The sequence below is a fragment of the Halorientalis marina genome (assembly GCF_023028345.1).
In the GTDB taxonomy this organism is placed as follows: Archaea; Halobacteriota; Halobacteria; order Halobacteriales; family Haloarculaceae; genus Halorientalis; species Halorientalis marina.
The window spans coordinates 2612960-2639056 of record NZ_CP095487.1; the positions used below are offsets into that span (position 1 = coordinate 2612960).

Sequence of the window (26097 nt, forward strand, 5' to 3'; positions counted from 1 at the left end):
CCCCGCCGCCACCGGCAGTCCCTTCGGTCGGTCCACCCGTCAGCCGGTCGGCGAGCGCGACTACTGATCCCGGAGCCGGTCGAGAACCGGAATCTCGGCGATTCGGTCCTCGTCGAGCAGGTCCCAGTCGATCCCGACAGGACTGCCGGACGCACCCGTCTCGACGGTCCGCTCCGGCGTCACGACGAGGTCCATCGGCACGTCGTGCGCGGCCGTCGGGAGGTCGTCGTCGACGACCTGCAGCTCGTGGACCGTCGTCGCGACCGGCGTTTCCGCGTCGACCAGCCCGAGTTCGGTCAGCACCGCGTATTCGAGGTCGCTGTACCCCTCGCCCTTCCCGATCCGGGCGCCGTCCTCGGTGACGGCGACGCTCCCGGAGACCACGAGGTCGATGCCGTCGACGGCCTCGGGACCGACCTGTTCGCCGAGTTCCTCTGACCCGGAGAGCGTGGTGGCGTGGTCTATGTCGTCGATCTCGGCCGGGTCGAGCCGGCGAAACGCGTCCGCGTCCCGCAGTCGCGGGACGGCCATGTAGACGACCTTGCCCGCGGCCAGCGCCCGCTTTCTGATCGGTCGTTGTGGCGAGTCAGGGTTGGCCTTGATGGCGTCGGCCGCCGCCCACGCGTCGGTTGCGGCCAGCCGCTCGGCCCCGGGCTCGGCCCCGGCGAAGTTCGGGATCCGCCCGTGGGGTGGGAACGGGAACCGTGCGTCACCGCTGTCCTCGAGGGCGTCCCAGATCCGCTCGCGAACCGCCTGCTTGTCCATACCCCTGCTGTGGACGGGACCGATAAAAGCGACGAGGGTCGACTTAAACCGACCACGATACGTTCGCACCACAGCCAGGTGCCTCCGGTCACTGCGTGGGAACGAGATGGCGGCGAGCGACGACACCGAACGAGGACGCATCGAGGGGGACAGAGCGGGTGGACAGGCGGCGCACGGACCGCGCGTGACCGCCCACAGGAGCGGGGACAAACTCGTGCTGGCGGAATCGGGGAGCGGCGATGGATGGCTGGCATCCGATGTGGCCGTCACGGTCCATCGGTAGCCACCAGAGCTAAGCGAACGGTCGTCGACGCCTCGGGTATGGCAGCGATACCTGCACAGTCGGTTCCGGTGAGTGGCTCGCTCGTCACCTTCGTCGTCAGCCTGCTCGTCGGTGGGCTGGGGGTCTACGTCGGCGCGAGCGTGCTGGCCGACGAGGACGACTACGGTCACGCCGTCGTCACGGCGCTCGTGGGGGCGCTGGTCTGGGCCATCGCCGCGGCCCTGCTGGGGTGGATTCCCCTCGTCGGCCCGTTCGTCGGCCTGCTGGCCTACCTGGCCGTCATCAAGTGGCGGTACCGCGGGGGATGGCTCACGGCGGCCGGCATCGCGCTGGTTGCCTGGATCGCGTCACTGGCGGTCATGTCGATCCTCGCCTCGGCCGGTGTCGGCGCCTTCGACGTGATCGGCGTCCCGGGAATCTGATCGGCCTACTGGTCTATCGCGCCGCAGGCGCGACACCGACTGTCCTTGATTTCTGGATCGTAGACGAGGCTTCCCTCCGCACAGTGGCGACAGGACATGTAGCTCGCCGACATACCGTAGCGGGGACCGTCTGGTTCGATCGTCGATACCGTTTCGGGGGGCGTTTCTTCAACGCTCATGTTATTACCATACTTCCACCTATACTAAAAACTTCTGTGTGTACGTCTCCTAGATACCTTATATTGTGTACAATCATATCCCTATCTGCGGTATTAGAACAAGTATGTATTTTTCTTTGTCTGGTTCGTCGGAACGGTCAGTTTCGGCTCGCACAACGGGGTTGCAGTCGACGGTCGGCCACCCTGGCGTCGGAAAGTGAAAGGAGCCGTCGAAAACGGAAAGCTGTCCGTCGACGGCGGTGTCACTCACACGAGGTTCGTGAGCATGCCCGGGGAGGGCTCCGAACCACGGAAAATCGGAGATTTTCCTCCATCACACTCGCTCCCGCTGGTCGCTCGTGTGATACCTACGGGTTCTCCGCGACCCGCGAGCATTTTCCGTGGCTGTCGCTCACACGAGGTTCGCGACGTAACGGAAAATGCCCGGGGAGGGCTCCGAACCCTCGATCTCCGCATGTCCCAGGTTCGAGGCTCGACGGGCCTCGCGGGACCGGGAGCGTCGCCGCGTGAGTCTCGACAACCCTATGAGTGCGGCGCTATGTCCAGCTAAGCCACCCGGGCGCACTCGATTCTTGAGGAGTGGCCGTCTTTAACCTTCCCATCTTCTGGAACCACGGGAGGGAGTGACAGTCGGCGCAGTGCCGCTTGCGGTCGTCTCGCCGCTCGGCGCCCGCGATTCACCCGCGGATTTAAGCCGCCCGCGAGGTACACCTGGGGTATGGAGATCCCGAACCTCGTCCGGCAGTCGCTCGGGGGCGAGGAGATCGAGGCCGGCGTCAACCTCGGTGACGAGGACCTGGTCTGTCTCACGCCGACCCGAACGCTCCTCTACCGGGCCGAGGGGCTGTTGAGCGACGAGAAAGTCGAGGAGTACCCACACGAGATCGAGCGCCTCGACGTCAAGGAAGGCCGCCGCAAGACGAAGTTCGTCGTCGAGTACGTCGACGGGACACGCTCGTTCAGCGTCCCGGCGAATCGGGACCAGCAGGCACTCGAACTGTTCATGACCGGCGTCCTCCGCGGCGCCGAAGTCGCCGAGGCCGACGAGTCGGTCGTCGGCGCGTTCCGCTTCTCCGAACTCGCCCTGTTCGTCACCGAGGCCCGCGTCGTCAAACACATCGGCTCGTCGGTCTGGTCCGACGACCACGAGGTCTACGACTTCGACGCCCTGACCGGCCTGGAGTTCGAGCGCGCCAGCGTCGCCACCGAGGTCGTCCTCGAAGTCGACGGCCGTCCACAGCGCATCAAGACGCCCAACGACCGCGCCCGGAAGGTCCAGCAGGTCGTCGAAAACGCCGTCTTCGACTACTACGGCGTCGACTCGCTCGATGCGCTCAACGACCGGATCGGGGCCGACGACGACGCAGGGACGGCCCAAGCGGACCCGGGCGGAACCGACGCCGGCGGCGACGACATCGACCTCGGCGGCGGGATCGACCCGCTCACCACGGGCGAGGACGACGGGAGCGACGCGCAGACCGGGGGGACGACGACCGACGAAACGACGACGGCGACGACCGGTTCGGACGCCGCCAGCGACTCGGACCAGGGCGGGAACGGTCGCGCCGGGAGTCGCTCGGCCGGGACGAGTGCGACGACGAGGTCCACGGCGTCGCCCGACGCTTCGGCGGCCGAGTCGGTCGACGCCGCGGAGATCGCCGCGATGCGCGAACAACTGGACGAACTCACGGCCGCGGTCGACGAACAGCACGAGCTCATCCGGAAGCAACAGCAGACCATCGAGAAGCTCATCGAGGAGCTCCGAAAGGGCCGCTAACCACGCTCGCCGGCCCCTCCAGCCCCGCCGGACTCACTCGCGGCCAGTGACTTTCCTGATACACGACGACCCGAAGGGGCCGTGTTCGCCGGCGTCGAAATCGATGAAGTAGCCGGTCGAGAGGCCGGCGCCACAGCGCTGGCAGGTGAACTCCCCCTCCTTGGTGATCACGTCCGCCTCGAAACTGACGTAGTCGCGAGTCCGGGGGGCGACGACGCCGTCCTCGCGGTCGACGATGCCGCGTGCCTCGGCGGTGTCCAGTATCTCGCGCTGGATCGCCGGGTCGGTGGTGATCGTCTCGATCCGGTCCATGGCGGCGGCGACGCTCAACTGCTCGTGTTCGAGGCAGGCGAGCAGTTCGAGGCCCAGTTCCACGGGGTCGTCGGCTGGCACGGGCGACGATGCGAGCGCCGCGAGCGTAAGCCTGACGACCACAAGAGGTTTCCCGGCCCGGACGCTGACGGTGGATAGATGCGCGAGTCGACACGACGCGGCCTGCTCGGTGCCGGAGTCGTCGGCGGCGTCGCGGCCGCTGGGGCGGTCCTGCTCTCGCCCGCGGCGGTCCTCGACGGACTGACGACGCTGTCGGCCCGCCCGGCCCTGTTCGCGTCGGCGCTCGTCGCGGTCTATCTCCTGCGCCCGCTCGTCTTCTGGCCGATCAGCGCCGTCTCCCTGCTGGTCGGGTTCGTCTACGGCCCGGCAGTCGGCGTCCCCGTCGCGCTCGTCGGTTCCGTCGGGACCTGTGTCCCGCCCTTCCTCGCGGGTCACTACGCCCGCAGTGGCGGGTTCGGCGGGGTACTCTGCCGACGTGGGGAACGACTGGTCGACGTGACCGGCGGCGTCCGCGGGGTCGCGGCGGGCCATCTCGCGCCGCTTCCGGTCGACCCAGTCTCCTACGCGGCAGGCATGGCGGACGTGTCCCCGCGGTCGTTCCTCCTCGGGACCGCGCTCGGCGAACTCCCGTGGGTCGTCGCCGCCGTCGTCGCCGGGAGTTCGATGCGGTCGCTCTCGCTCCGGGGCGCCGACGCGGGACTCCCGCTGGTCGTCGGGGCGGCGGCGCTCGCGGTCCTGCTCGTCGCGGGCCCGGCCTACCGACACCTGCGCGGGCGCGGCGACCCCGTTTGACACCTCAGACGACGATCTCGAACCGGGCCCCGCCGTCCTCGCTCTCTGTGATCGTGAGTTCCCAGTCGTGTGCGGAGACGATGTTCTCGACGATAGAGAGGCCGAACCCGGTCCCCTCCCGGCTCGTGGAGTAGCCGTGTTCGAGTATCCGGTCGCGTTGCTCCGGCGGCACCCCCGGACCGTCGTCGGCGACGTAGAAACCGGCGTCGTCCGCGAGCGAATCCACGGTGACGGTCACGTCCCGGCCGCCGTGCTCGACCGCGTTCCGGTAGAGGTTCTCGAACAGGGCCTGGAGCCGGTCGCCGTCGGCGACTACCGTCCCGGGGTCGTTCAGGACGAGGGTCGCGTCGACGGTGTCGACACCACGCCACGCGCTGTCGGCGACCCCGGCGAGGTCGGTCGGCTCGGTCTCGCTGACGGCCCGGCCCTCCCGGGCGAGCGTGAGGAGGTCCTCGACGAGCCGGCGCATCCGGGAGACGGAGTCGAGCGCGTGGTCGAGGTTCGACCCGTCGCCGGTCTCGCGGGCCATCTCGATGCGGCCCTCGATGACGTTCAGCGGGTTCCGAAGGTCGTGAGAGACGACGCTGGCGAACTGTTCGAGCCGGCGTTCGCGCTGTTTTCGCTCGGTGATGTCCCGGACGACACCGGCGGTACCCCGGAAGTTCCCGTCCTCGTCGAAGGGGAGCAGTGCCATGTGGTTCTCGCAGGGCGTCCGCTCGCCGGTCTCGGCGAGGAGGTCCATCTCGAACGTCGCGTTCGAGCAGTCGCTCCGCAGGAGTTCGCGGTTGAGTTCCCGGCCCCTCGCCGCGTCCTCGTCGTCGATGATCTCGGAGATGTGTTTCCCGACCAGTTCGTCGGGTGAGCGCCCGGTGAGGTCCTCGATAGCGTCGTTGATGAACGTGATGTCGCCGTCCCCGTCGAGGGCGTACACGGGGTCGCCGACGGCCTGGATGATCGTCTCGTAGCGCTCCAGTTCCCGCTCGCGTTCCTTCCGTTCGGAGATGTCCCGGATGACGCCCACCGACCCGGTGTAGTTCCCGTCGCCGTCAGTCAGGACGCCGATCTTGTCCTCGTTGATAGTCCGCTCGCCGTCGGGCGCGATGGCCTCCATCTCGAAGGTGGCCCACTTCCGGTCGTCGTCGGCGACGAGGTCGGCGACGAGGCCGGAGCCCGTTTCGACGTCTTCCGCCGGCATGAACGTCGAGACGGGCTCGCCGACGATCTCCTCGCGGGGGCAGTCGAGGTGGTCGGCCATCGCCTCGTTAGCCATCGAGATCGTCCCGTCGGGCTCCAGGGCGTACATCGGGTCCCCCACGTTCTCGACGAGCAGTTCGTAGCGCTCCAGTTCCAGCTCGCGTTCCTTGTGCTCGGTGATGTCCCGGAGGACACCCACGGTCCCCTCCAGCCGTCCGGACCGGTCGGTCAAGAGTGCGATGTCGATCTCGAACACGCGGTCGTCGGGGGTGGCCGAGGCCTCGAAGATAGCGCGGTCGCGGTCGTCGTCCAGGAGCGCCCTGATCTCCTCGCGGCCGCGCTCGACGGTCTCGGACACGAGCAGGTCGCTCACGTGTGTTCCGGTCACCTCGTCCGTCGAGTCCGCGCCGACCACGTCCGCCATCGCCTCGTTGACCATCGTGAGGTGGCCCCGGTCGTCCAGCGCGTACACGGGATCGCCCGCGGCCTGCATGATCGTCCGGTACTGTCTGAGTTCCAGTTCCCGCTCTTTGCGTTCGGTCACCTCGCGGATGACACCAACGGACCCGTCGAGCGTCCCGTCGTCGGCCACCAGCGGCGTCATGTTCGTCTCGTAGCGGCGGGTCTCGCCGTCGAGTCCGAGGGAGAACTCGAAGCGACCCCAGTCCCGCTCGTCCGACGCCACCAGGTCGTGCAGGATCGCACTGCCGCGCTCGAAGTCCACGTCGTCCATCGCTTCGGTCATGTGTGTCCCCTCGATCCGCTCTCGGGAGTACTCGGCGTGCTCCACGAACGCCTCGTTGACCATCTCGAGGTACCCGGACTCGTCGGCGACGTACATCGGGTCCCCGACCGTCTCGACGAGAGTCCGGTAGCGCTCCAGTTCCCGTTCGCGTTCGCGCCGCGTCGTGACGTCCCGCGCGACCCCGATGATGCCACCGAACGCCCCGTCGTCCTCGAACCGAACCAGGCGGAGGTCGATGGTCCGGGTAGTGTCGTCGACGACCTGGTCGTACTCGATGCTGGCCCGACTCCGGTCGCCCCGGCCGAGTTCGTCGATGAGTCGCTCGAACTCCGCGTGGGTGCCGGTGTCCGTCTGGTCGGCGAACAGCCCGGTTCCGGCGCCGACGACCGTCTCGCGGTCGAATCCGGTGGCCTCCAGGAAGGCGTCGTTGACGAACTCGAACTCGCCGTCGATGTCGAGGATGAACGCGGCGTCGTCCATCGTCTCGACGATGCGCTCGTACTTCCGACGGGACCGCTGGGCGCGCTTCCGCTCGGTGATGTCGGTGATGAAGCCCTCCAGGGCGACGAGGTCGTCGCCGTCGTAGACGCCCCGGCCCTGCTCCCAGACCCACTTCACCTCGTCGTCCGCCGTCCGGATGCGGTAGGTGACCTCGAACGGTTCGCGGGCGTCGAGTGCCGCCTGGACGTCGTCCCACATCGTCCCGGCGTCGTCCTCGTGGAGCACATCCGGCCCCCACCGGACGCTGCCGTCCTCCAGCAGTTCGGGGTCGTAGCCGGTGAGGTCTCGACAGCCGTCGCTGACGAACTCCATGGGCCAGTCGGGTTCGTTGCACGCCCGGTAGACCATCCCCGGGAGGTTGGAGACGAGCGTCGAGAACATCCGCTCGCTCTCCTCCAGGGCCTGTTTGGCGCGATTCTCCGCGACCGCCCGCTCGATGCGGTTCGCGAGAACCGTGTACTGGTCGGTACCGGTGCCCTTCTGGAGGTACTCGGTCACGCCCGCCGAGATGGCCTCGCTCGCGATCTCCTCGCTGCCCTTGCCGGTGAAGAGCACGAACGGGAGGTCCGAGTGTGCAGATCGGACGGCCTCCAGGAAATCGAGGCCGTCCTTTCCGGGCATATCGTAGTCGCTGACGACACAGTCGACGTCGGCGGCGGCGAGTCGGTGCAGGCCATCGTCCGCACTGGTCTCGGTGACCACCTCGAACCGGTCGTGTTCCTCCTCGAGAAAGAGGGCCGCCGTCTCGGCCAGGTCGGGATCGTCGTCCACGTGCAACACCCGGATCGGTTCCCTGCCTGTACTGCTCATAGAGTTCGGTGTCGCCGAAACTCAATAAATCCCGTACCGGAAAGTATCAGTTCGTGTAATCGGGGACTCAGTAGAACGTGTCCGAACAGTCGTAGACGACGCCGTGTTCGGGACAGACGTACTTGCAGTGGCGGTGAATCATCGGGCGGTCGCAATGAGGACAGGGACGCCCACCCGTGTCCGAGGCCGTGTCGCTGGCCGCGTCACCGTCGGCGGCCCTGGACTCGGTAGCCCCGTCGCTCGCCGCCCCAGCCGTGGCCGCCTCCGTTTCGTCGGAGCCGTCCGCATCGCCGCGCGCGTCGCTCATGCACCACACTCGGGGCCCCACACCCTTGGCAACTCCGGTCGAATTCTAGAACCATACCGAACGGAGTTTGTCCGGAACCTATCCGGAGTTCGGAAAATCGGTTTATGTGGGTCAGTGGTCGTCCCGAGTGCGATGAACGCGACACGCACGCTACTGGTGGTACTGCTCGCAGCCGTCGCGGCGACGCTCGTCGCCGCACCGGTCACCGCACAGGAGATGACCGAGGGCGACGACACGAGCGGCAACGAGACGACGATGAGTGACGGATCGATGGACGACTCCATGGAGACCACGATGGACGACGGCTCGATGGAGACCACGATGAGTGACGGCTCGATGGAGACCACGATGGACGACGACTCCACGAACGAGAGCATGAACGACGGGTCGATGGACGATTCAATGGAGACGACCATGGACGGCAATTCGATGCAGGAGACTGACATGGGTGAAGAGACTCAGATGAGCGAGGAAACCGACATGGGTGAAGAAACCCAGATGGACGAGGAAACCGACATGAACGAGGAGACGACGGTGAACGACGGCGGGACGGGCACGACGAGCGGTGCGGGGCCGGGCTTCACCGTCGCAATCGGTCTGGTCGCGCTGGCCGCGGTCGGCCTGCTGATCGTCCGGCGGAGGGCGTAAACCGTTCCAGTCCCTGGAGTAAACGATGAATGCCGACACACTCACGACCCGGACGCTCGCGGCGCTCCCGACGGCAGCCGTCGGGCTGTTCGCCGGGATCGCCGCCGTCGCCGGGTCGTACGCGGCCGCCGGGTTCACGCCGTCGTTCGTCGCCGCGCCCGTCGCCGGCTTCCTCTCCCGGCAGTTGCCGGACGTGGTGATCCGCTACGCGATCACCGTCCTCGGGAGCCTCGGCCAACAGCTGAACCTGCTGTCGGCTGTCGCTCTCGTCGCCACCGTCGTCGGCGTCCTCGCGGCGAGCGGGCTCGTGCTCGGGCGCCACCTCAACAACCGCGCGGTCCCGGCGGTCCTGACCGGCGTCGGCACCTGGGCGCTGAGCGTCCTGCTGACCGGAAGTGTCTTGCTCTCGCTGGGCGCGGCCGGCGGCGCCGCTGCGGTGGTGGCGCTCGCGGTCGTCGTCCGGACGGTCGAGGTCGGATCGGAGAGCCGGACCGTCGACGGCCGCCGCGAGGTCGTCGGTGCCGGCCTCTCCGTGCTCGGCATCGGCGCCACGAGCTACGTGCTCGGCCAACAGCGAACGCCGGGAAAGGGCGCAGTCGGGTCTTCGCCGGCGCTCGGCGACTCGGGCGCGAACGGCACCGACGCCTCGAGTCGGCAGGCGCTGCTCCAGCAGGGACGAGAGGAGGCCTTCGACCTCGGCGGGATGGACGGCCTCGTCACCGAGGTCGAGGGCGGCGACTTCTACCAGGTCGACATCAACGCCGTCGACCCGACCGTCGACGAGTCCGAGTGGTCGCTGTCGGTCACCGGCGCCGTCGAGACCGAGGTCTCGGTCGGCTACGAGGAACTGCGGTCGATGCCCGCCACCGACCGCTTCGAGACGCTCCGTTGTGTCGGCGAGCAACTCAACGGCCACAAGATGGACACGGCGCTCTGGACCGGGACGCCGATCATGGACCTCGTCGAACGTGCCGGTCCACAGAGCGGCTGTGAGTGTGTCATGCTCCGCGCCGAGGACGACTACTTCGAGGAGTTCCCCATGGCCGCGCTCGAAGATGCGCTGCTCGCCTACGGGATGAACGGCAACCAGCTCCCCCGCGCCCACGGCTACCCCGTGCGGGCGCTCGTCCCCGGTCACTGGGGCGAAATCAGCGTCAAGTGGATCGACGAGATCGAGATCCTCGAGCGCGAGGCCGACGGTTACTGGGAACAGCGCGGCTGGCACGGCACCGGCCCGGTCAACACCGTCGCGAAGATTCACCACGACAGCCAGCAGGACGGCCGCGTGACCGTCGGCGGGCACGCCTACGCCGGGACCCGCGGCATCCAGCAAGTCGAAGTCTCCACCGACGGCGGCTCGACCTGGAACGAGGCCGACCTGACGCCCCCGCTCGACGGCATCGACGTGTGGCGCCAGTGGCGCTACGAGTACGACCACCCGGGGTCCAGCCACGAGGTCGTCGCCCGGGCCACCGACGGGAACGGACGGCTCCAGTCCCGCGAGGAGGCCGACCCGTTCCCGAGCGGCCCCTCGGGCTGGGTGTCGAAGACGATCAACTGAACCAGCAGAGATAAACCGAGACCGTGCAAATCCCGCCCTATCGTCGATGGAGAAGGCCCTGTGGTACCTGCTGGCCGGCACGCGCGGCGGCGAGAACAGAGCGCGCATCATCCGCGCGCTCGACGACCGCCCGCGCAACGCCAACCAGCTCTCCGAAGCGCTCGACGTCGACTACAACACCGTTCGCCACCACCTCGATATGCTCCTCGACCACGACGTCATCGAGAAGGGCGGCGACGACTACGGCGCGATGTACTTCCTCACGGACCGCTTCGAGCACCACCGCGAGACCTTCGAGACGATCACCGATCAGATGGAGTGACCCCACATGGCAATGAGTACCTGGATCACGGTCGCCACCGCCTTCGCCGCCCTGAACGTCCTCCTGCTGGGCGTCCTGGCGACGGTCTGGCTGCGCAACTACCGAACCTTCAAGACGCCGCTCATCCTCGGCCTGCTCGCGTTCGTGAGCATCCTGCTCATCGAAAACGCCGCCGCGATCTACTTCTTTTTTTCCATGGGGATGCTCTACTCCGGGAGCCCGACCGCCCAGCAGTTCGTCGCCGTCCTCCGTGGCCTGGAGTTTCTCGCCATCGCCTTCCTGACGTACGTGACGCTCCAGTAGTGCCCCACCTCGAAACGTCTACTCGGGGACTGCCGAATCGTATTCCGTCAGCAGTTGCACGAGCGGCTCCACCTCCGAGAACTTCGGCCCGGTGGAGATAGTATCGGACTCGTCGTCCCACTCGATGTAGCCGGCGCTCGCCAGTCTGGGTAAGTCACTATGATGCAGTCGCATTCGAGCGTTCTCGAGGTTCAAGTGCCGTTCGAGGGCCTCGACACTGATCTCGGTGGTGTCTCCCGACAGCGACATGAGAATGACACGCCTCGTCCGGACTCTGAGTGCGTCCATCATCGAGTCGATTTCGTCCGAGGAAACGGGCCGTCCCCCGATCACATCGGGACGCGTCTCCCGAAACGGCGGCCTGGCAAAGCGGTCCAGCGTGTACGCGACCCACTGGCTGTGCATCTCCACGATGGCTTTCTCTTCGTCGCAGATCGGTTCGTCACGGGCAGCGGCACCAACGAAACATAACGTCCCGTAGAGGTGGTCCTCGACGGAGACCGTCGTCCCGAGGTAACTCCCTAACTCGAAGGCTTCGTATGCTGGGTCGTCCTCCCACCCTTCAGCGACCGCGTCACTGACGGCCACCGTCCCCTCCGGATCTGCGATGGTTTTCCGGCAGTAGGTCTTGGAGAGTGGGACGGTGGCCCCTGGTTCGAGAGCCGCGTGGGAACCGTGTGTGACTTCGAAGCGTTCCGTCTCGTTTTCCAGGTCGATGTGGGACAGAAACGCGTGGTCCAGGCCAAATTCGGCGGTCTCCTGTTCGAACAGTTGTTCGAGTTTGGTCCTGGGATCGAGATTGGGAGCCAACAGCGTTCGCCACAGGCGCTGAAAATAGCGCAACTCCCCACCTTCCGATGTGCAGATACTGTGTGTCATTGTGTGGGCGCGGGGTCGTGATGGTGGCGCGTTCTTTCTGGGAGCTCGAGTGGGGGAATATATGGCCCATGATAACATATAACTAGGGTTGAAAGTCCCGAACTGACACTTCGCGACCCCGTCAGCGGGTGCGCCGACGGTGCGAACTCGAAGACAGCAGCGGTCGAACCGTCTCCGGAGGCTCCCTCGTCCCGTGCAGGCAGCGCTGTCCGAAGCCCCGAATCGAAGAGAAAGACCGCAGAGCACTCGATTCCCCGCAGTGTCACACGCTCAGACCGCAGTTCTCAGTTCAGCACTCCGACCAGCCACAGGACTCGCAGGTCTTGCAGCCCTCGGAGTAGTACAGCGTCATGGCACCACACTCGGGACACTCGGGGCTTTCGCCCGCCGAGATGAGGTCCTGGGTGGCGTCCTCGCCGCTTTTCGCCGCGGCCGTGGCACCATCCCCAGAGCCCGGCGGGCTCTGGTGTGCTCCGGAATCGGCGAGCGATTCCGGACCGCCGTCCGGTTCGGGCGCACCCGATCCGGTATCGGTGGCGACCTCGGCGTTGGGGTCGCTGGCGGTCTCGGCCCCCTCAACTGGGGTTTCGTCGGTAGTCTCGTCGACGGTCTCCTCCAGCGTCTTCTGTTTGGGGTAGGGTTTGTCGACCTCGTCCTCCAGGTAGCGACGCATCGCGGTGCCAATGGCGTCCGGGATGGACTGAATCTGCTCGCCCTTGTCCCAGGCGACCTTCGGCGACCGCGTGCCCTGGAGTTCGTCGACGATCTCCATCGGATCGACGCCCGACCGGAGGGCCGTCGAGATGACCTTCGCCAGCGCCTCGGTGAAGGAGTTGGTGAAGCCGCCGGAGTGGCCGATGTTGGCGAACAGCTCGAACGGCTCTTTCGTCTCGGGGTCCTCGTTGATGGTGACGTAGATCTTCCCGTAGCCGGTGTCGATGCGCTGGGAGACACCGCGCAGGGCGTCGGGCCGTGCGCGCTTGTCCGCGTACATGTCCGCGTCGATGTCGATGTCGAAGATGTCGGTGGGGTCGGCCGCCAGCGACGCCCGGACTTCCTCGCGGTCGAGGAAGGCGTCGACGCTCCCGAAGATGTCCTCGATCTGCTCGGTGAGCACGTCGACGGCCTCGTCCTCGTCCATCTCCGCGAACTCGGTGTTCTTGGCGCGCGTCGTGAGCACCTGCTTCGAGCGGGTGCCGTCGCGGTAATAGGTGACGCCTTTCCCGCCGTGCTCGTAGATGTACTCGAAGACCTCCTTGGCGTCCTCGACCGTGGAGTCGTTGGGCGCGTTGACGGTCTTCGAGATGGCGGAGTCGACGCCTTCCTGACAGGCGACCTGGACGCCGGCGTGTTGCTTCGCGGAGAGCGAGCCGGTCGTCACGAACAGTTCGCCGATGGCGTCCGGGACGGTGTCGAGCCCTTCGAGCCCGTCGAACTCGTTGGTGGCCATCTGTTCCTGAGCCTCTTCCTTGACGGCCTCGACGTCGATGTCGTTGTCCTCCAGCGTCCGGAGGAAGTAGTCGTCGAACTCGACGAGCATCTCGTCGCCCTGGACGTCGTCGGAGACGTTCTTGTAGTAGGCGACGTTGTAGATCGGCTCACAGCCGCCGGTGGTGTTGCCGACCATCGACGTGGTGCCGGTCGGCGCGATGGTCGTCGTGTTGTGATTTCGGATGGGGAAGCCCTCCGCCCAGTCGTCGGCGTCCTCGCCGGTCTGTTTCTCGAACCACTCGCGGTACTCGGTGGGGTTCGCGTACTTGGACTTGCCCCACTCGTCGAACGTCCCGCGGTCCTCGGCGAGTTCGTGGGACGCCCACTTCGAGCCGTGGTTGATGTGGCGCATCAGCTGGCGGGCGACCTCGTTGCCCGCGTCGGAGCCGTACTCGATGCCGAGCTGGATGTACAGCTGTGCCAGCCCCATGACGCCGAGCCCGATTTTGCGCATCTCCCGGACCTTCTGTTCGATTTCGGGCACCGGGAAGTCCGACATGGTGACCACGTTCTCGAGGAAGCGCGTCCCCATCTCGATGCGGTAGTCGAACTCCTCGAAGTCGACGGCGTCCTCGAGGAAGGCGTCGACCGCGGCCTCGATGTCCGTGTACTCGTCGCCGTGCTCGTCGTACCAGACCCGCCAGTCCGGCGCGTCCAGGTCCGCGATGGTGGAGAGATTGATGTGTCCGAGGTTACAGGCCTCGTACTCCTCGAGCGGCTGCTCTCCACAGGGATTTGTCGCTAATATTCTATGTTCAGGATGCTTATCTATATCGAACGAATGCTCCTTGTTGACCCGTTCGAGGTAGATGACGCCCGGTTCGCCGTTCTCGTGGGCGCCCTCGACGATGTGTTCCCAGAGTTTCTCGGCGGGCACCGAGAGCACTTCGCCGACCTCGACGTGCTCGCCGAGGTCGAACATATCGTACAGTTCCTTGGTCTCCGCGGTGGCGACGTGGGGGTCGCCGGTCCGCGGGTTGGTGAAGGTGTAGTCCTCGCCGTTCTTCACCGCCTCCATGAAGCGGTCGGTGATGCCCACGGAGATGTTGAAATTCGAGAGGTGCCCCTCGACGGCGTTACGGAGGTGCTTCGGTACTTTGCCGTCGTCGTCGATGAGTTCGCGGGCCTCCTCCAGCGCGTCGGCGAAGGAGTTGTGCGTGAAGTCGTCGGGGTCGTTCAGGCGCAGGGTCTCGGCCAGCGAGACGTCCTTGTTCTTGGCGTGGATGAACTGGATGACGTCGGGGTGGGAGACGCGCATGACGCCCATCTGGGCGCCCCGCCGGGCGCCGCCCTGGGCGATGGTCTCGCACATCTGGTCGTAGGTCCGCATGAAGGTGATGGGGCCGGAAGCGATGCCGCCGGTCGAGCCGACGGCGTCGCCGTAGGGCCGGAGCCGCCAGAAGGCGTAGCCCATGCCGCCGCCGGACTGGAAGACCTGTGCGGCCTCCTTTGCGGTCTCGTGGATGTCGTCGATGTCGTCCTCCGGCGAGTCGACGAAACAGGCCGAGAGCTGCTGGAGTTCGTCCCCCGCGTTCATCAGCGTCGGGGAGTTGGGCATGAAAGAGAGCCGCTCCATCAGTTCCTGGAACTCGGCGGCCGTGTCCTCGACGTGGTCGCGGACCCCGTCGGGGAGGTCGGGGACCAGCGTCTCGTAGGCGAACTTGTTGACGTTGTACACCGAGAGCGAGGTCTCGACATCGTCGTCGGCGGTGGTCCCTTTGCCGAACACCTCGGCGGCCAGCTCGTCCCGGCGCGGGTGGTCGGGCTTGAGCTGGTCGGGCGTGACGGTGATCTCCTCGTCTTGCTTCTCGGCCTCGAAGACGGCCTCGGCCAGCGCGATGTTCTTCGCGACCCGCTCGAAGAGGTCCTCCTGTTCCTCGATCAGGTCGCCGTTCGCGTCCTTCCGGAGGTAGCGAGCCGGCAGGATGTTGTCGTAGGCGTTGCCCGTCAGCCGCTCCTCGAGGGTGTTGCCCTCGACCCGCTTGATCGGGAGCGTCAGTTCGTCCGCAGAGAGACCGCTCCCACTCATCGGTCCCTCCCGGCTGTTTCGCGCGCGATTCCCCGTCGACCTCGTGCCTGCTGACCTGTCATCTATGACGGAATTTCTGTAAACGTCGATCCCAATTAACCCTTGCGTTTGGGGGGTTTTCGGCAGCCGATACAGATGTCGCTTTTCTGTGAATCTCGCCCCGTGAACGTGCCATCACGGGTGTCGTGTCTACGGGCACTAGCAAGGACACGGGCCTTCTTAATGACTGGTAGACCGGAGTGAAAGTGAAATTCGGGGGCCGGGAACCGAAAGACGGGGGTGGAGTTTCCAGTGGAAATTAGAGGGGGGTTCGAAGTTCCCGTGGAGAGGCCCGATTTCGATGCAGGCCGATTGACAGGTACCCGGGCGGACGGTGCAGGTGACCGAACTGACGGGCCGTCTTCGGGTGCGAGGACAGGGGGAGCGCGGCGGCAGGGCAGTCGGCCGGGACTCACCGGTTGCGAGCACGTTCGAATCTCGACACGAAAGTGGGGGAGAGCCGGCCAGCACCGTTAACAGGCTCGGCATCGTGACCAGCGGTATGGCACTCGGTATCGGTTCGCCGCCCGCCCTCCTGCTCGGCCTGATCGCACTCCTGGTCGTCCTGCTGGTCGGCCGGGTCCTGTTGAGCCTCGCCTGGAAACTGGTCGTCATCGCGCTCGTCGTCGTCGGCGCGCTGTGGCTGCTGGGACTGGTCGGCCTGACGGACGTACTGACTGCGACGCCGGTCGCGTAATCAGGCCTCCACGCCGTCGAGGAAGTTCGCGATCACGTCGTGTCCGACCGCCGTGAGGACCGACTCGGGGTGGAACTGGACGCACTCGATGGGGTACTCCTCGTGGCGGACGCCCATCACCAGTTCCGTGCCGCCGTCGGTCTCGGTGGTCGCGGTCACCTCGAAGCAGTCGGGCACCTCGCTGGCGATCAGCGAGTGGTAGCGTCCCCCCTGGAACCCCTGTTCGAGGCCCTCGTAGACACCCTGGCCGTCGTGTTCGATGGGGAAGGCCTTGCCGTGGATGGGTTCGGGCGCGCGTCCGACCGACCCGCCGTAGGCGTAGACCGCTGCCTCTAGCCCCAGGCAGACACCGAGCGTCGGCACCTCCGGGCTCACCTCACGGAGGACGTCCACAGTCACACCCACGTCGCGGTCGTTCTTGGGGTGTCCCGGACCGGGACTGATGACGATGGCGTCCGGGTCGAACGCCCGGACGTCGTCGAGACTCGCCGTGTTGCGGACGACCTCCGTCTCGGCGTGTTCGCTGACGTACTCGACGAGATTGTAGGTGAAGGAGTCGAAGTTGTCGACGAAGAGGACGCGCTTGCGGTCGCCGTCCCGGTCGGCGACCTCGGCTTCGGCGCTCATCGCGCCACCTCCTCGGCGTCGTCGTGCCCGGGCGCGTCGTCACCCTCCCCCTCTGGCGTCACGTCCGCCTCGACGGTCGCGTCGGCGATTCGGTCGAGCGCGGTCAGTACGCCGTTCATCTTCTGTTCGGTCTCGACGTACTCGCTCGTCGGGTCGCTGTCGGCGACGATGCCCGCGCCGGCCTGGACGGTAATTCGGTCGCGGTCGTCGTCGCGGTCGGCGGTGTAGGGGCCGGCCCCGTCCTCGACCGTCGCGGTGCGGATGACGATGGCGAAGTCGGCGTCGCCGGTCCAGGAGTAGTAACCCACGCCGCCGCCGTATGGACCCCGCGGCGCGGGTTCGAGGTCGTCGATGATTTCCATGGCGCGAATCTTTGGTGCGCCGGAGAGCGTCCCCGCGGGGAAGGCCGCCCGGGTCGCGTCGAAGGCGTCGTACGACTCCGACGCACTGGCCCCCGAACGCTGTTCGGAGACGTCCGCGTCGTCGGCCAGCGTCCCGACGACCGTCGACTCGATGTGCTGGACGTGAGAGTACTTCAGGACGTTCATGAACTCCTCGACGCGGACGCTGCCGGGTTCGGCCACGCGGCGCACGTCGTTGCGTGCGAGGTCGACGAGCATCGTGTGTTCGGCCCGCTCCTTGCCGTCGGCGAGCATCTCGCCCGCGAGCCGGCGGTCCTCGACCGGGGAGTTCCCGCGGTCGCAGGTGCCCGCGATGGGGTTGCTCGTGATTCGGTCGCCCCGGACCGAGACGAGCGTCTCGGGGCTCGCGCCGACGACCGTCAGCCCGTCGTAGCCGAGCAGGTACATGTACGGCGAGGGGTTGACCGCGCGCAGGGCCTCGTAGAAGGCCAGCGGGTCCACGTCGCCGGTCAGTTCCCGCTGCCGGGAGATGACGCCCTGGTAGATGTCGCCGTCGAGGACGTGCTCTTTGGCCGTCCTGACGGCCGCCTCGTACTCCTCGCGCGGGCCGGCCGTCTCGCCCCCGTATTCGAAGCCGCCGGTCTCGACGGCGGCGTCGCCGGCGAGCAGGTCGGCGACGCGCTCGGCCTCGGCGGCGAGTTCGTCGTACCGCGCACCGGCGTCGTCGTCGGGGCCGAGCAGCGGGGTGAACACGAGCGAGACGGTGTCCTCGATGTCGTCGAAGACGAGCGTCTTCGTGTTGAGGACGAACTGGGCGTCCGGGAACCGCGACTCGGGGTGGTCCAGGTCGACCTCGTCGAGCCACATATCGTAGACGGCGTCGTAGGAGAGAAAGCCCACGAGGCCGCCCTCGAGGTGCTGGCGGTCGTTCCCGTCGAAGCCCCGCAGGTCCGCCTCGGGCATGGCCGCGCGGAGGCGGTCGACCGCGTCCGGCGTCGCCGACCCGTCAGCCCCCGCCGCGGCGCCGTCGTCGTCCGCCACAGCACCCTCGCCCGTCACGGCGTCGTCGGGTCGCACGTAGTCCGCGTAGCGGTCGTCGAAGACCGTCACGTCCGTCTCGCCGGGGTCGAGCGTCACCACGGCCTCGGGGTCGTAACCGACGAAGGAGTAGCGGGCGTGGGCCTCGGCCGGCGACGGGGCGAAGGCCCCGTCGGGGTCGCTGGAGGCGATCTTTTCCGCGCTCTCGAGCAGGAAGGCGTACGGCGCGGGGTCGGCGTCGGTCGTCCGACCCGTCAGTGCCGCGTAGGCCGCCAGCGGCTCCACGTCCACGTCCAGTTCCGCCGCGACGCGGACGACGACCGGTCCCTCGTCGTCGCCGCTGGCCCGCTCGACGAACGACCCCCGCGAAAGTTCGAGGGCCGTCATGCCGTCACCCTGGCGCTCGTGGCCTGCTCGACGAACTGCCGGACGGCCTCCTGGTCTTTCACGCCGCCCTCGGCCTCCACGCCGCTGGCTACGTCGACGGCGAACGGCCGGACCGTCTCGACCGCCTCGGTCACGTTCGCCGGCGTCAGCCCGCCCGCGAGGACGACCGGAACGTCGAGGTCCGCGACGATCTCGCGGGTCCGCTCCCAGTCGTGGGTCTCGCCCGTTCCGCCACCGCCCTGCTCGTCCACGGAGTCAACGAGGACGGCGTCGGCGGCCCCGGCGTAGTCGGCGATGTCGTCCGCCTCGGCATCGACGGCGGCGAGGACTTTCGTGGAGGCCTCCTCGGCGACGGCGGCGATTCCGTCGGGGTCGAGCGCGCCGTGGAGCTGGACGGCGTCGGGCTCGACGGTCTCGACGAGTTCGACCGCGCGTTCGACCGTCTCCGGCATGGTCACGAGGACGCTCGTCACGAACGGCGGGACCGCGGCGACGAGGTCGCGGGCGCGCTCGACGGCCACTTCGCGGGGCGTCTCCACGGTGACCGCGGCGGTGACGCCGACGGCGTCCGCGCCCGCGTCGACGACCGCGTCGATGTCGGCCTCGCGCGTGAGCCCGCAGATTTTGGCTCGGGTCATGCCTCGCTCTCGGCTTCGACCGCGCGGAGTTCCTCGAGTCTCTCCGCCGCCGCGCCCGAGTCGATAGCCTCGCGGGCGCGCTCGACACCTGCCTCCAGGGAGTCGGCCTCGCCCGAGACGTAGATGGCTGCGCCGGCGTTCGCGAGGATGATGTCGCGCTTCGGACCGGAGACGGTGCCCTCGACGATGCCGGTCAGGTCCGCGGCGTTCTCCTCGGGGGAGCCGCCGGCCACGGCCTCGATACCCGCCTGCTCCAGCCCGAGGTCGGCTGGCGTGAGCGTGTACTCCTCGATCTCGTCGCCACGGACCTCGGCGACGGTCGTCTCGTCGTGGATCGCGATCTCGTCGAGTCCGGAGCCGTGGACGACCAGCGCGTGGTCGACCGGCATATGTGCGAGTGCACGTCCGATCAGCGGCACGAGTTCGGGGTCGTAGACGCCGAGCACCTGCGCGTCGGCGCCGGCGGGATTCGTCAGCGGTCCGAGGATGTTGAAGATCGTCCGCATCCCGAGTTCCTGGCGCGGGCCGATGACGGCCTTCATCGCCGGGTGGAAGACGGGCGCGAGCATGAAGCCGATGCCGCGGTCCTCGATGGCCTGCTCGACCGCTGGCGGCTCAGCGTCGACCGTCACGCCCGCCACCTCCAGCACGTCGGCGCTCCCGGACGAGGACGACACCGAGTAGTTGCCGTGCTTGGCGACCGGCACGCCCGCGCCGCTGGCGACGATGGCGCTCGTCGTCGAGACGTTGATCGTGTCGTAGTCGTCCCCGCCCGTCCCGCAGGTGTCGACCAGCGGCTGGCGGTCGGGCGTGATCGTCCGCGCGGCCTCGCGCATCCCCTGTGCGAAGCCCGCGATCTCCGCCTCCGTCTCGCCTTTCGCCCGCAACGCCGCGAGCAGGGCGCCGATCTGTGCCTCCGTCGCCTCCTCGAAGACCAGCGTCGCCGCCTCCTCGGCCTCGGCGATGGTCAGGTCTTCGCCCTCCGTCACGCGTTCGATGTGTTCCTGCATTGTGGACACCAATGGACTTTTTCGAGTTGTAATGTACAAATCCGTTCACCGACTTAAGCGTGTCGGGTCCGTGCGGGCCGCGGACGGGGTTCGTTCGGGGGACGACAACGAGTGCCGGACGGCAGCGGGTTCGGAATCCGAAACCTTCAATTGCCATCCCGGATTACGGTGAGGTGCAGGCAGGACGGGTTCGTGGTCTAGATCGGTTACGACACCTCCTTGACATGGAGGAGGCCGACGGTTCAAATCCGTCCGAACCCATCCGACCGGTTTTCTGACATTTTCGGGTGTTGGTAGATGGATTACTTTATGCGTTCCTTGAGTGCTATTTTCGATGGTTCTGACCACTTTTCGTCGGGCTCAACTGTTCGCCCTGGTGCATCCGGGTGGTGCGTTCGGCAGAGTGTTATCAGGTTTCCAATACTGTGAGCGTCTTTCGGAGGCTTGTCCCAGGCCGCAAACATTCGGACGGGGACGATGTGGTGGACTTCCAATCCACGTCCGAATCGGTCTCTGTGTGAACCATCACTGATTCTACATATTGCACACTCGTATCCGTCCCGTTCAAGCACCTGTTCACGCTGTGCGAGCCAGTACGTCGAGTAATACCGCCGGTAGTCGGCGCCAGTACGCTGGTCCTGGCCCCAACATTCCATAGAACAGTACTGGGTATCGAGCGATTCACGGCGCTCGAACGGTTCGTCACAGAAGGGGCAGATAACTTCGACCTGCCGCCGTCGCTGTTTATTGGCACAGCGGGTCGAGCAGAACGCACCGTCCCGTACGGACGGGTAGTACCGGAACGCGTCACCACACTCCGCGCACTCGGCCCGCTGGAGTGAGCCGCCGTCAGTAATCTCGTGTCGTGCGAGCCAGTGGCAGATGGTCGTTTTCGCAACGCCGCACTCCTCTGCAATAGCTTCCTGATACCTGCCCTCAGTAACGTACTGTTCGTAGAGCCAGTCACGTTGCTTGTATCGCGGTGTCCGGTCGATATCGTGTCTATCGAGCCACCGGCGTACAGTACTGGGAGAGACATCACAAGAATCGGCGATCTCGTTCGAAGACTTCCGGCGTTCGACGTACTGTTCGCGGAGAAATTTCGCGCTTCGGTATGGTCGGTTCTCGCCACCATCAGTTGCGAGTCGTGAGTCAGAGTTTTGGCTACTCGTACCGTTTTCGAACATGCTTCTCCTCCGAGAAGCGCGGTCGCCTGTCCCAGCAGGCGGCCACTCTTCCGAGACCACGATCCACGCTCCTCGCGTTTCAGTACGTAAACTCTCGTATTGGAGTCTACTGCTGGACAACTGGAGTCGTAAACCCTCCAGTCAATGCAACGGCAAGGCTGATTACCGCCACCGTCGAGTCGGCGGGTGTGCCTGTCGACCTCACCGACGCCGACCACGCAATTCTCGACCGTCTATCGGAGGGCCGGTGTACGGTTGGGTATCTCGCCGACGAGACTAACTACTCCCGACAGCACCTCCACAACCGTCCGAACGTTCTGCTGGCTGCCGACTACGTGGCGAAAGTTCACGAACCGACGGGGCTGTACGAGCTGTGGGCTGACCCGCGGTAACTCACTTAAACCGTCGGCAGTGTTGCTCGCTGTGCAGCCGGCCGTGCGGGTTCAAGCCGGTGGCGGGCCACGGGTCGGATATGAGGCTCGACGACCGCTGGCGGTACGCCCTCCTCGGGGGCCTCGCCTCGGTACCGTTCACGGTGCTCGTCTATCTGACCGCGGCCGACGGAGTCAGCCCGATCCCGATCTTTCTGGGCGGCGCGCTCGCGGGCTACCTCTACGAGGGCGACCGCGCAGGGACACGGAGCGTCGGTCTCCGTGCCGGGGTGGTCGGATCGCTGCCGGCGGGGTGGGTCCTGCTCGAGTTGCTGGGCATCGCGCCCGCGCTGGAGGGACCGGTCTGGTTCCGGGTGACGGCGTTCGCGGTCGCCCTGTTATACGTGACGGTGTTTGTGGCGATCGCTGCCGGACTCGGCGCACTGGTCGGACTCCTCGGCGCACGGACGGGGGACTGGGTAGCCCGCAAGACCGGACAGGGACGGCCGCCGACGGTCGGAAGCGAGTAATCGAACCGGGATTGACGGCTCAGCGGCTTGCCGGCGGCTGAGTCCGAAAGCGAGAACTGAACCCCGTTACTCCTCCGCGACGGGCGTGACGGCGGTGGCCTGCGCGGTCGTCTCGCGGGTGAGTCGGCGTTCGAGTTCGTCGAGGTGGTCGCTGACGGTGTAGGTTTCGTCGCCGGTGGCGACGGGGGCGACCTGCTTGAGTTCGTCCCCGTGGTATTCGGCCAGTCCCATCTTCGGGAGGACGATGGTCCGGTGTTCCTCACCGGTGATCGAGGAGGACTGCTGGCGAGCCTGGTAGAACGAATCGAGTGTGGTGTTGTTCGCGAGTGCCCACTGCTGGAACTCGGCGATGCGATTGAGGATGAGCTGACCCTGTTCCGTCTCGGCTGCACTGGTCGTGGGATCGATCCCCTTGCCCCAGACCTTCAGGAAGACGTCGTCCACGTGGTCGTCGTCCTCGAGGCGCTGGAGGCGGTCGACGACCGCCTCCTGGCGCGACCGCGCACCCGGCGGCGACAGCGTCCGGACGTAAAGTTCGAGTCGAAGTGGATCAGTCGTATTTGCGCTCATAGGATTTCCCCTCCCATGTGTATGTAGTAACGCAACAGTCTAAAACGTTCCTTTAATCGGAACAATACCACATGATACCTCCCCCTTCGATATAATGTCCCACGGTCAATGCGAGGGAGTGAGACTGGAACTGTACCCGTGGGGGAACGACGGGTTTCAGTCGCGGTTGGGCCACTGTGGGTCCGGGCGGGGCAGGCGGGCCGGTTTCGCGGCACAGGGAGAGGGGTGAGGCAGGTCCGAGGCAGAGGCGGAAGCGGTCGGAGACGGAACTGCTAAGTTTGATTAGTCGGGGTACCAAACCAGGTAGATACGATGGATATTGCTGATATCGCTACGAGTGATTACATAGAGGTGGATGACGGCGAACGGCTCTCCAAGGTTCGTTCGATCTTCGAGCGGAAGAACCCCCGCGGCATCATCGTCACGGAGGACGGGGACTACGCGGGCGTGATCGGAAAGCGCCAGCTCGTCCGGTCACACGTCGAGGACGACACGAAGGCCTCGCGGCTGATGGTCGACGCGCCGAAAGTCGAGCGGACCGACGACGTCCGCGAGGTCGCGCGCGTCCTGGTCGAGGGCGGGACGAAGATCGCGCCCGTGTTCGAGGCCGGCCGCCTCTGGGGGATCGTGACGACGAACGAGATCCTGGAAGCCGTCCTCGAACACCTCGACGCGCTGACCGTCGGGGACATCTACACGGAGAACGTCGTCACCATCTCGGAGGACACCCGGATCGGGCAGGCGATCAATCTCCTGCGAGAACACAGCATCTCCCGGCTCCCGGTGCTCGACGAGGACGGCTACCTCTCCGGTATCCTCACCACCCACGACATCGTGGATGTGGTCGTCCGCGAGGGCGACAAGACCACCGTGGGCGAGCGAGCGGGTGACAACGAGCGCGTTCTCGACATCCCGGTCTACGACGTGATGGTCAGCCCCGTCTCGACGACCTCCCTCTCGGAGTCGGTAAAAACGAGCGTCGAGCGGATGCTCGAAAACGACTACAACGGCCTGGTCGTCACCCCCGAGGACGACGACGGGACCGTCGCCGGCATCCTCACGAAGACCGACGTGCTCCGGGCGCTCACCTACACCGAAGAGGAGTACATGGACGTCCAGATCACCAACATCAAACTCCTCGATACGATCTCGCGGGAGACGATCCGGACCGAGATCGAGCAGGTCGTCGACAAGTACCAGGACATGCAGGTGCGCCACGCGCACGTCCGGTTCCACGAGCACAAGGAGAAGCTCCGCGGGACGCCCCTGATCCAGTGTCAGATCCGCCTGCGCACGACGAAGGGCCAGCTCGCCGGCTCCGGCGAGGGCTACGGTGCCGAGCAGTCGTTCAACGTCGCCAAGGACAAACTCGAACGGAACGTCCTCGAACTCAAGGGCGTCCGCGCCGACGAGGAGTACCGCGGCCAGTTGCTCCGGAAACTCGGCGAACTGTAAGCCAGCTCACACGCGCGACCCGGGCCACACCCGTGTCGGCGACACCGACGGTTCCGACCGCCGACACGAACGAAGCGTTTAATCCACTCGGCCGGAACTGTCCTGGTATTATGTCGGACGACGAACAGCAGGAAGAGAGTCGGTCGGGTCGGGACGTCTCCCGGCGTCGGCTCATCGCCGCAGGCGGGCTTGCCGCGTTCAGTCTCGGAACGGCTGGCTGTTCTCAGATCACTGACAGTGGCGGCGACGATGCCGACGAAGACGAAGACGATGACGAGGACGAGGAGGTAACGGAGTCGACCGATACCCCGACGGCCACGCCAGCCGAGGAAAACGGCATCCGAACGATCTCCTTCGGCGAGACGCGCGATGGGTACATCGACAGCGAGGACGAGAACGATCCCGTCGACGGCGACCTCGCCGAACCCGTCGCCCTCGCTGCGGAGGGCGGCACCGTCGCCGAGATCACGATGGAGTCGTCGGACCTCGACACATACCTCATCCTGGAGGCTCCCGACGGGTCGATCGTCGAAGAGAACGACGACGGTGCCAGGGGATTCAACAGCCGGCTCCAGGCCGAACTCGAGCAGACCGGGACCTACACCATCTGGGCCGGCACCTTCGAGGGGGACGAAGTCGGCGCGTACACGCTCTCCGTGTCGGAGATCGACGTCTCGAACCGCCCCGATCTCGAATCGATCGCCTTCGGCGAGACCCGCGAGGGCTTCGTCGACGCCGGGGACGGGTCGGACCCGGCCGACGGTGACCTCGCCGAAGGCGTCCGTCTCGACGCCGAGAGCGGGATCACCGCACAGATCACGATGCAGGCGGAATTCGACACGTACCTCATCCTCGAGGGGCCGGACGGCTCGGTCGTCGCCGAGGACGACGACGGCGGCACCGGCCTCAACAGCCGTATCCGAACCCGACTCCCACAGACCGGGACCTACACCATCTGGGCCGGGAGCTTCAGCGGTACCGACACGGGACGGTACACGCTCTCCGTCGAGGAGTCCGACCCGAGCGAGCAACCGGACCTCGAATCGATCGACTTCGGCGAGACCCGCGAGGGCTACATCGACACGGCCGACGGGACCGACCCGGTCGACGGCGACCTCGCCGAACCCGTCGCGCTCGAGGCGGAGTCCGGGATGCAGGCCAACATCACGATGGAAGCGGATTTCGACACCTATCTGATCCTGGAGGCCCCCGACGGCACCATCGTCGCCGAGAACGACGACGGCGCCAGCGGTCTCGACAGCCGCATTCTGGCCGAACTCGAACAGACCGGGACCTACACCATCTGGGCCGGGAGCTTCAGCGGTACCGACACCGGCAGCTACATACTCTCGGTGGCGGCGGCGGACATCCCCGAGGGGCGAGACCTCGAATCGATCTCCTTCGGCGAATCCCGTGAGGGCTTCATCGACAACGGGGACGGAGCGGACCCCAGATACGACAAGCTCGCCGAGCCCGTCGCTCTCGAAGCCGAGAGCGGTACCACCGCCGTCATCTCGATGGAGTCAGAAGAACTCGATACCTTCCTGGTGCTCGAGACACCGGACGGGACCGTCGTCGCCGAGGACGACGACGGCGGCAGCGGCCTCAACAGCCGGCTCCAGGCCGAACTCGAACAGACCGGGACCTACACCATCTGGGCCACCACCTTCGGCGGCAGCGACACTGGCCTCTACACGCTCTCCGTCGAGCAGCGCTGAGAAGGGGCGTCCGGTCTCGGCCGCTTCGAGTTCAGTCGGACCGGCCGGCGGACTGACGAAGGGACCGATCACTCTGATACGGTCGCTTACGCGTTGCCGATTAAATCACGAAAGCCGCGCAGCGCCG

Annotated in this window: 24 protein-coding genes, 2 tRNA genes and 1 pseudogene; 13 read left to right on the forward strand and 14 right to left on the reverse strand. The window is 66.4% G+C overall.

What is annotated here, in order from left to right:
* Positions 1–60 precede the first annotated feature (60 nt).
* Complete coding sequence (locus tag MUG96_RS13435; RefSeq protein WP_246983535.1) at positions 61–765, reverse strand: 5-formyltetrahydrofolate cyclo-ligase; 705 nt, start codon at positions 763–765, stop codon at positions 61–63.
* Positions 766–1086: 321 nt separating this feature from the next.
* On the opposite strand from MUG96_RS13435, the gene MUG96_RS13440 reads away from it, so the two are divergent.
* A complete protein-coding gene (locus MUG96_RS13440) occupies positions 1087–1470 on the forward strand; it encodes a hypothetical protein (RefSeq protein WP_246983537.1) in 384 nt (127 codons plus the stop codon).
* Between the two features lie 5 nt (positions 1471–1475).
* Here MUG96_RS13440 and MUG96_RS13445 read toward each other — a convergent pair whose 3' ends face one another.
* Together MUG96_RS13445 and MUG96_RS13450 are read right to left on the reverse strand one after the other, a co-directional pair.
* The gene (locus MUG96_RS13445; RefSeq protein WP_246983538.1) at positions 1476–1649 is read right to left on the reverse strand and encodes a hypothetical protein; all 174 of its coding nucleotides are present in this window, start codon (positions 1647–1649) and stop codon (positions 1476–1478) included.
* Between the two features lie 420 nt (positions 1650–2069).
* Positions 2070–2210 (reverse strand) — tRNA-Met (locus MUG96_RS13450).
* Positions 2211–2367: 157 nt separating this feature from the next.
* Between MUG96_RS13450 and MUG96_RS13455 the strand changes: the two genes are divergently transcribed.
* Complete coding sequence (locus MUG96_RS13455; RefSeq protein ID WP_246983539.1) at positions 2368–3426, forward strand: DUF7115 domain-containing protein; 1059 nt, start codon at positions 2368–2370, stop codon at positions 3424–3426.
* 33 nt (positions 3427–3459) lie between these two features.
* Here the strand turns inward: MUG96_RS13455 and MUG96_RS13460 are convergent, their stop codons facing one another.
* Positions 3460–3861, reverse strand: a complete 402-nt coding sequence (locus tag MUG96_RS13460; protein WP_373221770.1) for a DUF5830 family protein — start codon at positions 3859–3861, stop codon at positions 3460–3462.
* Positions 3862–3897: 36 nt separating this feature from the next.
* On the opposite strand from MUG96_RS13460, the gene MUG96_RS13465 reads away from it, so the two are divergent.
* Positions 3898–4551: a TVP38/TMEM64 family protein gene (locus tag MUG96_RS13465; RefSeq protein WP_246983541.1), complete on the forward strand. Its 654-nt coding sequence runs from the start codon at positions 3898–3900 to the stop codon at positions 4549–4551.
* A gap of 4 nt (positions 4552–4555) precedes the next feature.
* Here MUG96_RS13465 and MUG96_RS13470 read toward each other — a convergent pair whose 3' ends face one another.
* Positions 4556–7801: a PAS domain S-box protein gene (locus MUG96_RS13470; RefSeq protein WP_246983542.1), complete on the reverse strand. Its 3246-nt coding sequence runs from the start codon at positions 7799–7801 to the stop codon at positions 4556–4558.
* 67 nt (positions 7802–7868) lie between these two features.
* Positions 7869–7979, reverse strand: a pseudogene (locus tag MUG96_RS24220) (HVO_2523 family zinc finger protein); the annotation flags it as partial.
* Positions 7980–8240: 261 nt separating this feature from the next.
* Between MUG96_RS24220 and MUG96_RS13480 the strand changes: the two are divergent.
* The 4 genes from MUG96_RS13480 to MUG96_RS13495 are packed head-to-tail and all read left to right on the forward strand — an operon-like array spanning position 8241 to position 10942.
* On the forward strand, positions 8241–8756 hold the full coding sequence (locus tag MUG96_RS13480; protein WP_246983543.1) for a PGF-CTERM sorting domain-containing protein: 516 nt from the start codon (positions 8241–8243) through the stop codon (positions 8754–8756).
* Between the two features lie 25 nt (positions 8757–8781).
* Entirely contained in the window at positions 8782–10317 is a 1536-nt protein-coding gene (locus tag MUG96_RS13485; RefSeq protein ID WP_246983545.1) for a molybdopterin-dependent oxidoreductase, read from the forward strand.
* 46 nt (positions 10318–10363) lie between these two features.
* Positions 10364–10639, forward strand: coding sequence for a winged helix-turn-helix domain-containing protein (locus MUG96_RS13490; RefSeq protein ID WP_246983547.1), 276 nt, complete (start codon positions 10364–10366; stop codon positions 10637–10639).
* Between the two features lie 6 nt (positions 10640–10645).
* On the forward strand, positions 10646–10942 hold the full coding sequence (locus tag MUG96_RS13495; protein ID WP_246983549.1) for a DUF8036 family membrane protein: 297 nt from the start codon (positions 10646–10648) through the stop codon (positions 10940–10942).
* An 18-nt stretch (positions 10943–10960) separates the two neighbouring features.
* Here the strand turns inward: MUG96_RS13495 and MUG96_RS13500 are convergent, their stop codons facing one another.
* Together MUG96_RS13500 and MUG96_RS13505 are read right to left on the reverse strand one after the other, a co-directional pair.
* A complete protein-coding gene (locus MUG96_RS13500) occupies positions 10961–11821 on the reverse strand; it encodes a GAF domain-containing protein (RefSeq protein WP_246983551.1) in 861 nt (286 codons plus the stop codon).
* Between the two features lie 289 nt (positions 11822–12110).
* Positions 12111–15341, reverse strand: coding sequence for an adenosylcobalamin-dependent ribonucleoside-diphosphate reductase (locus tag MUG96_RS13505; RefSeq protein WP_246983553.1), 3231 nt, complete (start codon positions 15339–15341; stop codon positions 12111–12113).
* Between the two features lie 541 nt (positions 15342–15882).
* Here MUG96_RS13505 and MUG96_RS13510 point away from each other — a divergent pair.
* On the forward strand, positions 15883–16077 hold the full coding sequence (locus tag MUG96_RS13510; RefSeq protein WP_246983555.1) for a DUF8029 family protein: 195 nt from the start codon (positions 15883–15885) through the stop codon (positions 16075–16077).
* On the opposite strand, the gene trpG is transcribed toward MUG96_RS13510, so the two are convergent.
* From trpG to trpD, 4 genes are read right to left on the reverse strand one after another with little or no spacing between them, the layout of a single operon-like run.
* Positions 16078–16704: an anthranilate synthase component II gene (gene trpG, locus MUG96_RS13515; RefSeq protein ID WP_246983557.1), complete on the reverse strand. Its 627-nt coding sequence runs from the start codon at positions 16702–16704 to the stop codon at positions 16078–16080. It lies immediately after the preceding gene.
* Positions 16701–18491, reverse strand: a complete 1791-nt coding sequence (gene trpE, locus MUG96_RS13520) for an anthranilate synthase component I (RefSeq protein ID WP_246983559.1) — start codon at positions 18489–18491, stop codon at positions 16701–16703. Before trpE ends, trpG begins: the two co-directional genes overlap by 4 nt.
* Complete coding sequence (locus MUG96_RS13525) at positions 18488–19129, reverse strand: phosphoribosylanthranilate isomerase (protein WP_246983561.1); 642 nt, start codon at positions 19127–19129, stop codon at positions 18488–18490. The genes trpE and MUG96_RS13525 overlap by 4 nt, the downstream gene beginning before the upstream one ends.
* On the reverse strand, positions 19126–20139 hold the full coding sequence (gene trpD, locus MUG96_RS13530; protein WP_246983563.1) for an anthranilate phosphoribosyltransferase: 1014 nt from the start codon (positions 20137–20139) through the stop codon (positions 19126–19128). Before trpD ends, MUG96_RS13525 begins: the two co-directional genes overlap by 4 nt.
* A 186-nt stretch (positions 20140–20325) precedes the next feature.
* Between trpD and MUG96_RS13535 the strand changes: the two genes are divergently transcribed.
* Positions 20326–20400, forward strand: a tRNA-Val gene (locus MUG96_RS13535).
* 41 nt (positions 20401–20441) lie between these two features.
* Here the strand turns inward: MUG96_RS13535 and MUG96_RS13540 are convergent.
* Entirely contained in the window at positions 20442–21326 is an 885-nt protein-coding gene (locus MUG96_RS13540) for an HNH endonuclease (RefSeq protein ID WP_246983564.1), read from the reverse strand.
* Between the two features lie 188 nt (positions 21327–21514).
* Here MUG96_RS13540 and MUG96_RS13545 point away from each other — a divergent pair, with 188 nt between their 5' ends.
* Both MUG96_RS13545 and MUG96_RS13550 read left to right on the forward strand, forming a co-directional pair.
* Positions 21515–21718: a MarR family transcriptional regulator gene (locus MUG96_RS13545; protein WP_246983565.1), complete on the forward strand. Its 204-nt coding sequence runs from the start codon at positions 21515–21517 to the stop codon at positions 21716–21718.
* A gap of 80 nt (positions 21719–21798) precedes the next feature.
* Entirely contained in the window at positions 21799–22227 is a 429-nt protein-coding gene (locus tag MUG96_RS13550; RefSeq protein ID WP_246983566.1) for a DUF5518 domain-containing protein, read from the forward strand.
* A gap of 66 nt (positions 22228–22293) precedes the next feature.
* On the opposite strand, the gene MUG96_RS13555 is transcribed toward MUG96_RS13550, so the two are convergent.
* Positions 22294–22797, reverse strand: coding sequence for an HTH domain-containing protein (locus MUG96_RS13555; protein ID WP_246983567.1), 504 nt, complete (start codon positions 22795–22797; stop codon positions 22294–22296).
* A gap of 312 nt (positions 22798–23109) precedes the next feature.
* Here MUG96_RS13555 and MUG96_RS13560 point away from each other — a divergent pair, with 312 nt between their 5' ends.
* Positions 23110–24252: a CBS domain-containing protein gene (locus MUG96_RS13560; protein ID WP_246983568.1), complete on the forward strand. Its 1143-nt coding sequence runs from the start codon at positions 23110–23112 to the stop codon at positions 24250–24252.
* A gap of 110 nt (positions 24253–24362) precedes the next feature.
* Positions 24363–25970 carry a hypothetical protein gene (locus MUG96_RS13565; protein WP_246983569.1) on the forward strand — a complete coding sequence of 536 codons (1608 nt, stop codon included), beginning with the start codon at positions 24363–24365 and terminating at the stop codon, positions 25968–25970.
* Positions 25971–26097: the final 127 nt, after the last annotated feature.